The organism is Anaerostipes sp. MSJ-23 (genome assembly GCF_018918155.1).
Classification (GTDB): Bacteria; Bacillota; Clostridia; order Lachnospirales; family Lachnospiraceae; genus Anaerostipes.
This window is the reverse complement of the sequence record NZ_JAHLPY010000012.1, coordinates 1-13,863: the sequence shown is the minus strand read 5'-3', so window position 1 is coordinate 13,863 and position 13,863 is coordinate 1. Positions and strand designations below refer to the sequence as shown.

Annotated in this window: 17 protein-coding genes; 5 read left to right on the top strand and 12 right to left on the bottom strand. The window is 36.1% G+C overall.

Annotated elements, in window-relative coordinates:
• Position 1: 1 nt before the first annotated feature.
• The 11 genes from KQI71_RS08505 to KQI71_RS12870 all read right to left on the bottom strand — a co-directional run bounded on the left by KQI71_RS08505 (position 2) and on the right by KQI71_RS12870 (position 8,016).
• Positions 2-1,180: an MFS transporter gene (locus KQI71_RS08505; protein WP_253288002.1), complete on the bottom strand. Its 1,179-nt coding sequence runs from the start codon at positions 1,178-1,180 to the stop codon at positions 2-4.
• A 162-nt stretch (positions 1,181-1,342) separates the two neighbouring features.
• Entirely contained in the window at positions 1,343-2,242 is a 900-nt protein-coding gene (gene iolE / locus KQI71_RS08500) for a myo-inosose-2 dehydratase (protein ID WP_216435484.1), read from the bottom strand.
• Between the two features lie 42 nt (positions 2,243-2,284).
• The gene (locus KQI71_RS08495; protein ID WP_216435483.1) at positions 2,285-3,676 is read right to left on the bottom strand and encodes an MFS transporter; all 1,392 of its coding nucleotides are present in this window, start codon (positions 3,674-3,676) and stop codon (positions 2,285-2,287) included.
• Between the two features lie 60 nt (positions 3,677-3,736).
• Complete coding sequence (gene iolG / locus KQI71_RS08490; protein WP_216435482.1) at positions 3,737-4,750, bottom strand: inositol 2-dehydrogenase; 1,014 nt, start codon at positions 4,748-4,750, stop codon at positions 3,737-3,739.
• A gap of 175 nt (positions 4,751-4,925) precedes the next feature.
• Positions 4,926-5,957 carry a LacI family DNA-binding transcriptional regulator gene (locus tag KQI71_RS08485; RefSeq protein WP_216435481.1) on the bottom strand — a complete coding sequence of 344 codons (1,032 nt, stop codon included), beginning with the start codon at positions 5,955-5,957 and terminating at the stop codon, positions 4,926-4,928.
• Between the two features lie 109 nt (positions 5,958-6,066).
• Positions 6,067-6,486: a MarR family winged helix-turn-helix transcriptional regulator gene (locus tag KQI71_RS08480; protein ID WP_216435480.1), complete on the bottom strand. Its 420-nt coding sequence runs from the start codon at positions 6,484-6,486 to the stop codon at positions 6,067-6,069.
• Positions 6,487-6,505: 19 nt separating this feature from the next.
• On the bottom strand, positions 6,506-6,775 hold the full coding sequence (locus tag KQI71_RS08475) for a hypothetical protein (protein ID WP_216435479.1): 270 nt from the start codon (positions 6,773-6,775) through the stop codon (positions 6,506-6,508).
• 102 nt (positions 6,776-6,877) lie between these two features.
• Complete coding sequence (locus KQI71_RS12880; RefSeq protein ID WP_330655376.1) at positions 6,878-7,369, bottom strand: acyl-CoA dehydrogenase family protein; 492 nt, start codon at positions 7,367-7,369, stop codon at positions 6,878-6,880.
• 24 nt (positions 7,370-7,393) lie between these two features.
• Positions 7,394-7,645 carry an acyl-CoA dehydrogenase family protein gene (locus KQI71_RS12875; RefSeq protein ID WP_330655375.1) on the bottom strand — a complete coding sequence of 84 codons (252 nt, stop codon included), beginning with the start codon at positions 7,643-7,645 and terminating at the stop codon, positions 7,394-7,396.
• On the bottom strand, positions 7,581-7,805 hold the full coding sequence (locus tag KQI71_RS12995; RefSeq protein ID WP_334300763.1) for a hypothetical protein: 225 nt from the start codon (positions 7,803-7,805) through the stop codon (positions 7,581-7,583). Before KQI71_RS12995 ends, KQI71_RS12875 begins: the two co-directional genes overlap by 65 nt.
• Positions 7,783-8,016, bottom strand: coding sequence for an acyl-CoA dehydrogenase family protein (locus KQI71_RS12870; protein ID WP_330655374.1), 234 nt, complete (start codon positions 8,014-8,016; stop codon positions 7,783-7,785). Before KQI71_RS12870 ends, KQI71_RS12995 begins: the two co-directional genes overlap by 23 nt.
• Before the next feature lie 291 nt (positions 8,017-8,307).
• On the opposite strand from KQI71_RS12870, the gene KQI71_RS08465 reads away from it, so the two are divergent.
• From KQI71_RS08465 to KQI71_RS08445, 5 genes are all read left to right on the top strand, one after another.
• Positions 8,308-9,084, top strand: a complete 777-nt coding sequence (locus KQI71_RS08465; RefSeq protein WP_216435478.1) for an enoyl-CoA hydratase-related protein — start codon at positions 8,308-8,310, stop codon at positions 9,082-9,084.
• A 30-nt stretch (positions 9,085-9,114) separates the two neighbouring features.
• Positions 9,115-10,662 carry an acyl CoA:acetate/3-ketoacid CoA transferase gene (locus KQI71_RS08460; RefSeq protein ID WP_216435477.1) on the top strand — a complete coding sequence of 516 codons (1,548 nt, stop codon included), beginning with the start codon at positions 9,115-9,117 and terminating at the stop codon, positions 10,660-10,662.
• 71 nt (positions 10,663-10,733) lie between these two features.
• Positions 10,734-12,047, top strand: coding sequence for a GntP family permease (locus tag KQI71_RS08455; protein ID WP_216435476.1), 1,314 nt, complete (start codon positions 10,734-10,736; stop codon positions 12,045-12,047).
• A gap of 86 nt (positions 12,048-12,133) precedes the next feature.
• A complete protein-coding gene (locus KQI71_RS08450; protein ID WP_216435475.1) occupies positions 12,134-12,526 on the top strand; it encodes a hypothetical protein in 393 nt (130 codons plus the stop codon).
• Positions 12,527-12,659: 133 nt separating this feature from the next.
• A complete protein-coding gene (locus KQI71_RS08445) occupies positions 12,660-13,520 on the top strand; it encodes a hypothetical protein (RefSeq protein WP_216435474.1) in 861 nt (286 codons plus the stop codon).
• Between the two features lie 89 nt (positions 13,521-13,609).
• Here KQI71_RS08445 and KQI71_RS08440 read toward each other — a convergent pair whose 3' ends face one another.
• The gene (locus KQI71_RS08440) at positions 13,610-13,708 is read right to left on the bottom strand and encodes an IS3 family transposase (protein ID WP_442859895.1); all 99 of its coding nucleotides are present in this window, start codon (positions 13,706-13,708) and stop codon (positions 13,610-13,612) included.
• Positions 13,709-13,863: the final 155 nt, after the last annotated feature.

Genomic DNA, 13,863 nt, shown 5'->3' with positions numbered 1-13,863 from the left:
TTTATTTTATTTCTCTTTTTAATAACATACTAAATATCATGGCGGCCACACCAAAACAAAGGCCAAGAACAAACTTTACAGATTCTGACATTCCATAATTTTGCACAATATTAGAAATAACCGGCGAAACAATGGTTACAATCACAATCCCTGACATAATAATTCCATAATTCTGTCCTGCATAACGCAGCCCAAAAATTTCACTCGATAATGATGGAAAACTTCCCATAATTCCACCAAAACATCCATATGCAACAACAATTGCTACCGTTGTAAGCGTTCCACTTCCGCTTAGCAAAAATGCCATAGCAACCATCGCCATTATGAAAACTCCCTGTATACATTGAATACGTCCTGCCTTATCTGCAATAGAAGGCAGCACCAGACGAATTCCAGCGTTAAAAATAGATCCTGCCATAACTGAACCAACTGCAATTGTTTGTGCAACTCCACGATCTATTTGTAAAGTTTGTGAAATCGGTGATACAAGATAATATGGCATCAAACCACACATCATCGTTGCAACCAAATAATAAAATTTTTTTGTTCTTATCATCTGTGATGACGTATATTGTTTTCCAGTTTCATATGTGAATTGTTTTTCCTTTTTATTTCCAAGATCTACAGGTTGTTTTACAAAACAGGAAGAAATGATCGTTGATAGAAAAATCAATCCTCCAACTGCTGTCAGTGCAATTTTCGCACCACCATTTTCTAACAATATCTTACTAAACGGGGATAATATGAATCCACAAAGCCCATTAGCTGTAATAACAACTCCCGACGCAAAGCCCGTCCTGTCTGGAAACCATTTCTGTGCGGTTGCAAGAATAACCGCATAGACCATTCCTTGCCCAATTCCCTGCATCACTCCAAGCGTTATATAGGTAAGCATTGGATGAATTCCTAACATCAATGCAGATAAAATCATACCTCCCGCAAAGATTAGTCCACCTCCTATCAGCACTGATTTTACATATCCTTTATCATAAATTCTTCCACCGAAAATATTCCCAAATACAAAAAATAATGTTGGAAGATAAAAACATATGGATACCATACTTTCTGTCCATCCAGTTTCTTTTAAAACGTATGGCTGATAAATAGACCACACATGTGGAAATCCGGTAAACAAGATTGCAAAAGCTCCTGCTGCCATCATTCCATTTCTTTGCTTCATTTTCATCCTCCTTTCTTTGTTTTTGATTATATTTTGAGTAACTTTTAGTTATATTATGGTTATAATGTATCACTTTATGATAATATTGTCAATCAATTTTACTGTAAAAAAAGAAAGCACCATATCAATAAATACAGCGCTTTCTTCTATTATATATGCATTTTATAATCCTGTTTTCTCACGAATAAATTTACGGGCTTTCATTGCATATTCCAATGGATTTGCTTTTGCAGGATCCTGTTCTGCTTCTACTAACATATATCCTTCATAATCATTTTCTTCCAGAACTTTAAAAATAGGATCAAAATCAATACATCCATCTCCAGGGACTGTAAATGCACCTTTTCTTACACCGTCTAAGAAACTTAAATTATTTTCTTTCACTTCCTTTACAACTTCTGGACGAATATCTTTTAAGTGAACATGTTTGATACGGTTTATATATTTTTTTACCATTTCTAATGGATCTGCACCACAGTATGTAAAATGTCCAGTGTCAAACAACAGACTTACATATTCTGGATCTGTATTTTCCATCATGCGTTCTACTTCATCTGGATCCTGTACAACCGTTCCCATATGATGATGGAATGTCAGAGAAATTCCATATTCTTCTTTTGCAATTTTTCCTAGATAGTTCATTCCTTTACAAAAAGTGTCCCACTCTTGATCATTCATAATATATTTATGTCCAAAAATTGGTGTATCCTGCTGTCCCTGTACGCTGTAGCTTTGCTCTGAAGCTCCAATAATCTTGGCGCCCATTGCTTTTAAGAAAGTAAGCTGTGCTCTGAAATCCTTTTCTACCTCTTCTATAGGTTTTGTAATAAGAAAAGAAGAAAACCACTGATTGCATATTTCAATTCCGCGAAGATCCAATGCTTTCTTTAATACTTCAGGATCTTTTGGATACTTATTTCCAACTTCTGAACCTGTAAATCCAGCCAGTGCCATTTCACTGACACACTGCTCAAATGTATTTTCTGCTCCAAGATCTGGAAGATCATCATTTGTCCAGGCAATTGGTGCAATTCCTAATTTTACTTTTTCTTTATTAAACATTTTTCTATTCCTTTCTGTGTTCGTGCACACTATATTTAAAAATTAAAGTTCTCCGTTTGCTTCTCTTTCTGCCAAATCTTTCATAATTCCATCATATTTCTTATCCAGACGATATAATACAAGAATAATAATTACAGAAATCCATACAATCATTGGGCCAACTTTATAAATATTCATAATCATATCAACTGCTGACTGCGGTTGTGTAGTAACTCCAACTTTACTCACATATCCACCAAATGATAATAACTGTGTTAAAATAGCTGCTGTAATACCATTTCCAAGTTTTGTTCCTACAGAACCAATGGCAAATATGAAACTTTCCTGTCTTAAATGACTCTTCCACTGTCCAAATTCAACGACATCGCCAAGCATTCCAAAGATAACCGAATTTAAAGGTGCAAAGCAGATTCCTCGAATAATACAGCATCCAAGCAGCCAATAAAAGTTTGCAGGGTTTATCATAAATACAAGCTGTCCGATGAAACAACCAATACAGCCAATCAAGGACATATTTCTCTTACCAAGTCGTTTTAAAAGAAGCGGACTAAACAAAGTTGCTGCAATCAATACCAATGTTTCTATCATATATAAAACACTATACATCCATGTATCGTTTCCAAGAATATATTTACAATAATACGGAAGAATGGTTCCTGTAATACTTGTGATAACATTTTGCATCATCCAAAGAACTAAAACTGCCCAAAAATATTGATTTGTAAGGAGTGCTTTCACTGCTCTTGATGCAGAAACTTTTTCTTTTTTTACTGCCTTTATCTGAACTTTTTCTTCACAATTTTTAAAACAGATGATCAGCATAATCAAAGCAAGAACTGCCCAAATTGACATTGTTTTTACCCATGCAGCCTGATCATTCCCAAATACTTTTACCAATGGTGTTGTAAAAGTAACTGCCATAATTCTTCCGATTGGTGATAATGCCATACGTACAATACTTAACATATCTCTTTCTCTTGAAGATCTGGTCATCATTGCAGATAAGCTTCCATATGGAAGATTTAACGCCGTATAGCAGATCGTTGCAGTAAAGTTATAAGTAACAAAAATATAAATCAATTGCAGATTACTTGTCGTATGCGGTACCGTAAATAGCAGAACCGCTGACAACGCATACGGCACTGCCATCCACAGGATCCATGGTCTTGATTGTCCCCATTTGGAATGAGTTTTATTTACGATAAATCCCATAATCACATCCGAACATCCATCAAAAACACGGGAAATCAACATGATCAATCCAATAGCTGCTGCACTAATTCCTACATAATCTGTATAAAAGATTGTCAGCAGACTTCCAACCATACCATAAACAACATTACAGGCTGTATCTCCTAATCCATAAGATACCCTTGTTCCCCAGGTTAGTGGTCTCATTTGCTCATCTATCGTATCTGTTGTATGTTTCTCCATTTCTTAACTCCTTTTCTTTTTCTCTGGCAGCGTCCGTCCGTATGAACGAAGTCCTTTGATTTAGAATGCGATTTCGGAAATTTTTACCGGACGATTTTCTTCTAACGATTTCTTTGCTGCAAGCCCCATTAATACTGGCTTTAATCCATCCTCTACTCCTAAAGGAGTTTCCTTATCATTTTCAATTGCATCAATAAACTGTACCATTTCTTTTCCATAAGCATCCATGTATCTTTCAAGGAAGAAGAACTGCGGTTTTTCTCCTGTGACACCTTCCGCATTACTGATCACTGCTGTAGAATCAGAATCATTTTTAATATCTACCATTCCTTTGGATCCAAAGACTTCTGCTCTCTGGTCATAGCCATAAACTGCCTGACGAGAATTATCAATCACTGCAAGAGCTCCATTTTCCATCTTTAATGTAATAATTGCAGTATCTACATCCCCTGCTTTTCCAATTTCAGGATCTACCAAATTAGCTGCTTGAACATAAACTTCTTCTGCATCACATCCTGCTAAAAAACGAACCATATCAAAATCATGAATTGTCATATCAAGAAAAATTCCTCCAGATACCTTTACATATTCTGCACTTGGTGGTTCTGGATCTCTTGATGTAATTTTAATAATATGAGGTTCTCCAATTTTTCCTTCTGCAACTGCTCTCTGTGCTGCTTCAAAGTTGTGATCAAAACGTCGATTAAATCCAACCTGATATTTTAAATTGGTTCCTTTTAATGTTTCTATTACCTCTTTGATCTTTTCTACATCATGATCGATTGGTTTTTCACAAAATACATGTTTTCCTGCTTTGATTGCATCAATAGAAATCGGTGAATGTGTATCTGTAGATGAACAAATAATAACTGCATCAATTTCAGGATCTGCAAGTACTTCCTTATAATCTTTTGTTGTATACTCTGCTCCTGCTTCTTTTGCTTTTTTATCTGCTGCTTCACTCAAAAACGGATCTGCGACTGCTCTGATCTTTGCATTTGGCACTCTTGTTACAATACTATTCATATGTACCTGTCCGATTCTTCCTGCTCCAATAATTCCTACATTAACCATAACTTATCTCCTTTTCTTTTACGTTCTTTTTATTGTTGTGTTCGAGCACATCTTTTATGTTTTGTATTATAACATTGTGTGTTCGAGCACACAATTGGTAATTTAACCAAAATATTCTTCTCTTTTTTGTTCATTATGCCAAACAAGGAACCACTTTTTGCGGTTCCCTGCTCCCTTAAATATTATATTTGGTCTTAATTACAATTTCTGTATAATTGTATTCTTGTTCCGGTTTTTCATTATTAAATAATAAGCGATACAATACCATGACAGATTCATATCCCTGATAAACACCATCTTGTCCAATTATAAGCTTTATTTCATCAGTTTTTAAATATTCATAATTTTGCTCTGATAAATCACACGTAATAATTTTAATTTTCCCTGTTTTCCCCAATTTTTTTATTCCATCACAAATTCCTTTTTCTCCATGGCTTGTAATATAAACTCCGTCTAAATCTGAATGTTCCCTTAAAATATTTGTAATAATAGTCTCAGATGTCTTATCATCTTCAAAACAATATTTTGTAGGAAGTAATATTGTATCTGCAGATAACAATCCCATTTCTTTGCGAAATCCACGGATTCTGCGACTTAAAGAAGTATTGCTCTCAATACCAGAAATAATAGCAATTTTCTTTGGATGTCCATTTAAAACATCACACATCAGCCCTGCTGCCGTCTGACCGCTTTGTTCTGCATTCTGCCCAACAAAACAAATTCTACTTGTATCAGCAATGTCTGCATTCAATGTAACGACTGGTATATGATACTCTGCAGAAAACCGATTGATAACCTTACGAATTTTCTCATCGTCAATTGGCATTAATGCAAGCCCACGAACACCATATTCTTTCATCTCATTCATCGCATAAAGCATTTGATCTACATTCCCATAATCTACTGGATGAACATAAACAGTTCCGCCAAAATTTTCTACCTCTGCCTTTGCTCTAGAAATTCCATCAGAAACTGTACTTATAAATGGTGTCCCAGTATTCTGAATAATAACTCCAATTTTAATGTCTTCTTTCATTTTAATCAGCGCGCGTCCTAAAAGATTGGGTTTGTAGCCAAGTTCGTCTGCAATTTTACGGACACGTTCTTCCACTTCCGGACGAACTTTTCCACGATTATTTAATACACGATCTACGGTTCCCCTAGATACCCCAGCCGCTTCTGCTATTTGTCGAATTGTAACTTTCATTTTTTACCTGCTTTTTTTAATATTCTATTTTGAGTATACAACAGCATATTTTTAATTTCAATCTTAAAAAAAGATGCATCCACAAGATACATCTTTTCTTTTAAAATCTTCATTTTGCAATTCCTGCCAATGCACGTAAAGAATCTTTGAGTTCCTCCTGTTCTTTTTCTGACATAATTGCTAGTACATCCCGATTTACTTCTTCTACCGTCTCAAGAATCGGATCTTTTAGTGCTTTCCCTTTTTCTGTTAATGTTACTTCAATAAAACGACGATCTTCTTTACTTACCTGGCGTTTGATCAATTCTTTCTTTTCCATTCGTTCTAAAACTCCAGAGATTGTAGAGTTTTCAAGTTGAAGTTCTGCTGCAATCTCTTTTGGTTTTGTCTTATGTTTCATCCACAAGCAATACATAACTCCATATTGTACCGGAGTTACATCAAACGGTTCCAGACGAGCACTCATTTCCTGAAATACTCTATGTTGTGCAGTCGTCAATAAATAATTAATACACTGTGTTAATTCCAATTTTTTCTCCTTTAATCGTTCATACGCTAACTACATTGATTCTAGCGTTCTTTAAAAACATTGTCAAGTTTACTAGTGAATTACTCTCCCATGCAGTACAGTCGTTCCTATGGAAGTAGCTTCTGACAGTCGTAACAGTTAACCACATCTGATCATATATTTCTTCCTGTTCTATGACTTTGATCCATGCATGTAACGCTTTATCAGTGATCATCTTTCGTAAAAAGACAATCGCCATAGAATAGAAGCGACGTTCCCTATTATATTTTATGAGAAAAATCGCCATCATAATTTTATTCTTTATAATGACGATCTGTGTTTGGAGGAATTAACCGACACTTCTAAAGAAGGAGTTTCTCTTGTTTGCTGGTTAATTCGGGAAATATTTAATTTATCTAAAAATTGCTCCGCTTACGATCAACTTCTGAATTTCATTAGTTCCCTCGTAAATCTGAGTAATCTTAGCATCACGCATCATTCTTTCTACATGATATTCTTTCATATATCCATTTCCGCCAAGCATCTGTACTGCTTCTGTTGTCACATGCATTGCAGCTTCTGTACATAAATACTTTGCTTTTGTTGCTGGAAGCGAATATGGTTTTCCTTCTTGTTTATAAGTTGCCGCCTTATAAAGCATTAATTTAGCAGCTTCAATTTCCATCTCAAGTTCTGCCATTTTAAATGCAAGATATTGATTTCTATATAATGGTTTTCCAAATTGTTCTCTTGTTTTTAAATATTCTTTTGCAATTTCAAATGCACCTTCTGCAATTCCAAGGCCTTGCGCTCCAACACCAATACGACCTCCGTCGAGTGTTTTCATTGCAAGTTTAAATCCTTGTCCAGATTCTACAATCATATTTTTTGCTGGTACTCTCATATTTTCAAGAACCATCTCTGATACCTAAGCAGAACGAATTCCCATCTTATCTTCAATCTTTCCTACGCTGAAACCAGGAGTTCCTTTTTTTACAACAAAGCAGGATAATCCTTTTGCTTTTTTCTCTGGCTCTGTTAATGCATAAACAGCCGTATAATCTGCCAGTGGTCCATTCGTATTAAAGCATTTTAATCCATTTAATACATATTCGTCACCATCTTTTTCTGCAACTGTAACGCATCCTCCGGCATCTGATCCCGCATTTGGTTCTGTCAAGCCAAAAGAGCCAAAAGATTTTCCAGATAATACATCTTCCAGAAATTCTCTTTTCCGTTGGAGCTGTGGAATTCATAATACTTCCCCCATATAAGGAAGTTGCTACCGAATATCCAATTCCTATAGAAGCATCAACTTTAGAAATTTCTTCTACTGCCAATACATAGGACAGATAATCTGCCCCCCTGACCTCCTACTTCCGTTGGATATGGAAGTCCTACCAGACCAAGCTCTCCCATTTTATGATATTGTTCTACTGGAAATTCACTTTTTGCATCTCTTTCAAGAACACCTGGAAGTAACTCTTCTTGTGCAAATTTTCTTGCAGTCTCCTGAATTGCAGCTTGTTGTTTTGTTAATTCAAAATCCATAGTCTTATCTCCTTTTATAGAACGTCTTATCTGTGTTAATTATTAGCGTGCTTAGATATCGTATACTAATAGTTTGCGTACTAATTATATTTTCTTTTGTAACTTTTGTCAATAGTCTTTTTTACTTTTTCGCAAAAATATACAAATTTACTAAAACCTATTGACAGACCCCTATGAAAAGTGCATATTATAAACATACAAGTTATTCGCATACTAATTATTTGTATTATGAAGCAATGAGCACTACTGCTTAACAAACATATGTTATTTTTATCTTAAGGAGGATACGTCATGAACAATTTATTAATGGAAGTCGAAAATGAAATTGCAGTTGTTACAATCAATCGACCAAAGTCTTTAAATGCATTAAACAGTGAAACCTTAGCTGAACTTGATCAATGTTTTAGCGAAATTGCGGAACGAAAAGATATCAGAGTTGTCATTTTAACAGGATCTGGAGCAAAGGCTTTTGTTGCTGGAGCTGATATTTCCGAAATGGTCAATGCAACACCTGCTGAAGGAAGAAAAATGGGAATGCTTGCAAAAGAAGCTTTCTTAAAACTTGAAACAATGCCTCAGGTTACCATTGCTGCTGTCAATGGATTTGCACTTGGTGGAGGATGTGAAATCTCTATGGCATGTGATATCCGCATTGCCTCTGACAACGCTAAGTTTGGTCAGCCAGAAACTGGCCTTGGAATTCTTCCTGGATTTGGAGGGACACAGCGTCTTCCACGTCTAATTGGAAAAGGACGTGCAAAAGAACTGATCTTTACATGCGATATGATCGATGCACAGGAAGCTTATAGAATTGGTCTTGCCAATAAAGTTGTCCCTCAGGCCGAATTGCTTGATACATGTAAAGCTATGGCAGAAAAAATTATGACAAAAGGAAGCTATGCCATTTCTCTTGCTAAAGAAGCAATCAATACAGGAACAGAAACAGATCTTTCTAGCGGATTAACTTTAGAAGCTGATTTGTTTGGTCTTGCCTTCTCCACAGGAGATAAAAAAGAAGGAATGACCGCTTTCCTTGAAAAACGTAAAGCTAATTTAAAAGATTTTTAAAAGCGTTTCAATCTTGAGGAGGATTCAATTATGGCAAAAGTTAAAATTATGACTGCCGCAGAAGCTGCAAATTTGATAGAAGATGGAATGACTGTTTCTACAAACGGATTTGTAGCCTGTGACTTACCAGAAGAACTTACCAGTGCACTCGAACAACGTTTTTTGGAAACTGGTTTTCCAAAAAATCTTACATATTTTTATGCTGCTGGACAGGGAAACCGTGATGGTAGCGGTGCCGATCATTTTGCTCATGAAGGTATGACTTCGACTGTTATTGCCGGTCATTATAACATGGCTCCAAAACTTGGTGAACTGATCATGCAAAATAAAATTAAAGCTTATAATCTTCCACAGGGAACTTTGTCACAACTTTACCGCGATATTGCCGGAAAAAAACTTGGAACATTAACTCATGTTGGACTTTATACTTTTGCTGACCCACGTGTAGAAGGTGGAAAATTAAATGATGTCACCACTGAAGACATTGTAGAAGTTGTAAATATCTGTGGTGAAGAGCGTCTTCTTTATAAAGCAATCCCTGTAGATGTCGCTCTCATCCGTGGAACTTATGCGGATGAACAAGGAAATATCACAATGGAACATGAATGTTGTACTGCAGAGGCGACTGCCATTGCCCAGGCAGCTAAAAACTGCGGTGGAAAGGTTATCGTTCAAGTTGAAAAAGTTGTACAAGATACCGATCCAAAACTTGTAAAAATCCCTGGTATTTATGTAGATGCCGTTGTTGTAACACAAAATAAGGAACATCATACACAATGTGTCGGATGTGATTATGACGGATCTATGACTGGAGATTTCCGTGTTCCTTTAGGAAGTCTTGACTATCCTTCTCTTTCTCCAAAGAAAATCATTGGACGCCGTGCCGCTATGGAATTAAGAGAAAATACAATCGTAAATCTTGGAATTGGTATTCCAGAATATATTTCCATGGTTGCGAGCGAAGAAGGTATCAATGATCGTTTTACATTAACCGTTGAAGCCGGACCTGTCGGTGGTGTTCCTCAAGGTGGTCCTCAATTTGGTGGTTCTGTCAATGCCCAAGCAATCTTGGATCAGCCTGCACAATTTGATTTTTACGATGGCGGTGGAATTGATGACGCATTTTTAGGTCTTGCACAGGCTGATAAAGATGGAAATATCAATGTAAGTAAATTTGGTCCTCGTATTGCTGGATGTGGTGGATTTGTAAATATCACGCAGAATGCAAAACGTGTTTACTACTGTGGGACTTTCACTGCTGGCGGATTAAAATGTTCTACAAAAGATGGAAAACTAATCATTGACCAGGAAGGAAAATCTGATAAGTTTATTGATGCCGTAGAGCAGATTACATTTTCTGGTAAATATGCAAATAAAGTTGGACAACCGGTTATGTATATCACAGAACGCGCTGTATTTGAACTTCGCGAAGATGGTATTTACCTTATAGAAGTGGCCCCTGGAATTGACATTCAGACGCAAATCATCGATCACATGGGATTTACACCAAAAATGGATGGAGAACCTAAACTTATGGACGAACGTATTTTTAAAGATGAGCTTATGGGTCTTAAATAAAAATTTTGAAATGGAAAACTGAATAAAGAAAAATGCTCGTGAATGCGCCTCAGAAAAGGAGAGATGTATATATGAATTTACATATTCTTGTGCTGATAATTGCGATCATTTTGTTTGGTGTTTTAGCCTTCAGACAAATGAGCGCTCTTATTCTGGCTCCACTCGTGACATCATTTGTGATTATTTGCTCTGGTATGCCGGTTCTTGATAGTTTAAAGAAACTTTTCATGCCAGCTGCCGCAGAGTATGTAACTAGTTATTTTTTAGTATTTTTTGTCGGAGCCCTATTTGGTGCGGTATATCAGTACACCGGTGCGGCAGAGTCAATTGCCCGTGCAATTGCTGGACTTTGTCATGGAAAATTTGTTGCTCCAATTATTATGATCATTACCGGTCTTTTAACTTACGGAGGTGTAAGCGGTTTCGTAGTATTTTTTGTAATCTACCCAATCGCTCTGAATCTTTTTAAAGAAGCTAATTTAACGAGGCGGTTGATTCCAGCAGCAATTTCTGCAGGATGCTGGACATGGTCGATGAGTGGTCCTGGTTCTCCTTCTGTCCAGAATGTCATCGCAATGAACAGTCTCGGAACAACATCAACTGCTGCCTTTGTTCCTTCTTTACTGACAGCCATTGGTATGTTTCTTATGATTTTCCTCTGGCTGGAATGGCGTGCCCGTTCTTTTAGTAAAAAAGGATTTGGCTTTTTTGATCCTACTTTGAAATATCAGCTATCCGAAGATGAACTTCCTTCTGATGAGGAAAATCCAGATCTTCCAAATGCATTTACTGCAGTTCTTCCTATTCTTGTAATTCTTGTACTGTTTAACAATCCATGGCATCCTTTTCCAGTAGAAACCTCTGTCTTTGCTGGTGTTGCCTTGGCTACAATCCTCATGTTTAAACGGATTAACGGAATGAATGAATGGATCAATATTTTTAATAAAGGAGCTGCTGATTCTGGTGTTTCTATTTTGAATACGGCCATTGTTGTAGGATTTGGCGGAGTTGTATCAGAAACCCAGGGATTTGCAGATTTGGTTGCTGGGTTAAAACATCTTTCCATGCCACCTTTGATCTTTGTCATGGTAACTGTCGCTATCTGCGCCGGTGCTTGTGGATCTGCCTCCGGTGGTATGGGTGTCGCATTTAAAGCCCTAAAAAATACCTATCTTCAGCTCGGTGCTACCCTTCCAGATATTCACAGAATCTCTACGATTGCTGCTGGTACTCTGGATACCCTCCCTCACCAGGGTGCACAGATTACATTATTAGGTATTTGCAAAACAACACATAAAGAAGCTTACTGGGATATCGCAGTTACACAAATCATTATCCCTTTTATTGATTGTGGACTCTTTATCATTTTAACAAGTTTTCTTTGATCAGATACACACTTTATCACTTAAGAGACGGTTTCTTTAAGCCGTCTCTTTCTTTATAATTCTAGATCGAAAAAGGAGGAATTTCTATGAAACAAATACACCGGATCAAACTTGTTCTTGGAATCTTTTCTATTAGCTGTGCTATCTTATTTTTGATTTATACATCATCTACAAACCATCATCCTTTTGATTTTAGGAACCATCCAGGTGGTACCACGCCTTTTCTAATTGCTGGTTGTTTTTTTCTTGCGGGAATCATTAGTATCATAACAAGGAAAAAAAATTGTCTTGATGATACAAATATAATCTACGCTGGTTCTTTCACAAGTAGTATGTTTTATTTCACCGCTGCAATTTTAGGATATCAATATTCCGGTCATTCTCAAGGATTTAATTTTTGGAGTGTGCTTTCTCTCTTGCTTGGTATGATTTTTGTTTTTTTGATAAAATTTTCCCCAAGAGCAACTTCCACTCCCTAATCTCTTTTGTACCAGGAAAAATACATAAATGTTTGTTCCTATTAAAAAAAATGTGCTATAATAGAGTCACGTTGTAAAGGATAATGAAACTTTTTACAACCCACATTTAGTATTATTAAGGAGGTATTTTACTATGAGGGGAAATTTTTCTAAATTAATGGTTTCATCAGCTTTCGCATTACTTCTTGGGGTATCATTCCCTACAATGGCCAAAGCAGCTACGAAAAAAATTCCTGCACAGTCAAAAAATGTATATTCTACGTCTGCTGATATCAACGGAGACGGGAAAGCCGATGCGATCAAAATCACAACAACCAAAAGTAAAGGTTATGTAAGCAAAATTACAGTTTCTGTCAACAAAAAAACCGCTTACACAAAAGCATTAAAATCAGGTTCTGTTAGCTTTATTAGTGCAAAATATGCAAGCATGTCAAAGAGCAAAGAATTTATCCAGATTATTGGTTATGGCGATAGTGATTCACTCGCAATGAATCAGATTTACAAATACAATACCAAATCTAAAAAACTGGTATCTGTAAGTTCTCTGAATCAGGGTATTGCAACTGCTGGAGAAATCACTGCTGCATCAAAGAATTATATCACAATCAAACACTCTACTCAGCCTGCTGAAACAGGATATATCACATGGACACTTCCATATAAATATACAAACAATCAATTAGTGGCAGCAAGCTCTACATCAAGTAATGTAAAAAGTGTCATTGGAAATTATAAAAAAGACAAATACACTGCTTTATTTAATAAAAATCAGTTTGTAACTGCAAAGAAATTAACTTTCTATAATGGAAAGAAAATAGGTTTCGTTGCTCCTGCAAAAACAACTCTGACTTTAAAGAAAGTGACATTATCTGATGGTATTGTTTATGTTCAATTCCAGTACGGAAAGAAAACAGGATGGGCTCATGTTCATACATCAAACTATGATTATAAATCCCCTTGGTTCTACGGTGTAAATTCCAGATTAGTAGGATAAAACATATAAAAATAACCAGGAAGCAAATGAGCTGGCCCCGAAAAGTTAGACTTTTATTGCGTAACAGATTGATTTCTGTTACGCATTTTTTATGCAACCATGAGAGCTAGTCTGTATTGTACAGGACTCTTCCAGCCTAGTTTCTCTTTTATTCTCCGTTCATTGTAATACTTTATATATCGTTCTATTTCTGATTTTAATTATTAATAGCTATAATAAACTATTGTTGTGATATAACATAGTTGTAACACCTCGACCTAATAAGATATAATCTTAGGAGGAAACGAGGTATGTTACAAATGAGTAAACACTATGAACCAGAATTCAAAAAGAAGATTGTACG

Coding starts and splice junctions, on each gene's coding strand:
- KQI71_RS08505 (WP_253288002.1), bottom strand. CDS start 1,180: ATGAAGCAAAGAAATGGAATGATGGCAGCAGGAGCTTTTGCAATCTTG.
- iolE (WP_216435484.1), bottom strand. CDS start 2,242: ATGTTTAATAAAGAAAAAGTAAAATTAGGAATTGCACCAATTGCCTGG.
- KQI71_RS08495 (WP_216435483.1), bottom strand. CDS start 3,676: ATGGAGAAACATACAACAGATACGATAGATGAGCAAATGAGACCACTA.
- iolG (WP_216435482.1), bottom strand. CDS start 4,750: ATGGTTAATGTAGGAATTATTGGAGCAGGAAGAATCGGACAGGTACAT.
- KQI71_RS08485 (WP_216435481.1), bottom strand. CDS start 5,957: ATGAAAGTTACAATTCGACAAATAGCAGAAGCGGCTGGGGTATCTAGG.
- KQI71_RS08475 (WP_216435479.1), bottom strand. CDS start 6,775: ATGATGGCGATTTTTCTCATAAAATATAATAGGGAACGTCGCTTCTAT.
- KQI71_RS12880 (WP_330655376.1), bottom strand. CDS start 7,369: ATGAGAGTACCAGCAAAAAATATGATTGTAGAATCTGGACAAGGATTT.
- KQI71_RS12870 (WP_330655374.1), bottom strand. CDS start 8,016: ATGGATTTTGAATTAACAAAACAACAAGCTGCAATTCAGGAGACTGCA.
- KQI71_RS08465 (WP_216435478.1), top strand. CDS start 8,308: ATGAACAATTTATTAATGGAAGTCGAAAATGAAATTGCAGTTGTTACA.
- KQI71_RS08460 (WP_216435477.1), top strand. CDS start 9,115: ATGGCAAAAGTTAAAATTATGACTGCCGCAGAAGCTGCAAATTTGATA.
- KQI71_RS08455 (WP_216435476.1), top strand. CDS start 10,734: ATGAATTTACATATTCTTGTGCTGATAATTGCGATCATTTTGTTTGGT.
- KQI71_RS08450 (WP_216435475.1), top strand. CDS start 12,134: ATGAAACAAATACACCGGATCAAACTTGTTCTTGGAATCTTTTCTATT.
- KQI71_RS08445 (WP_216435474.1), top strand. CDS start 12,660: ATGAGGGGAAATTTTTCTAAATTAATGGTTTCATCAGCTTTCGCATTA.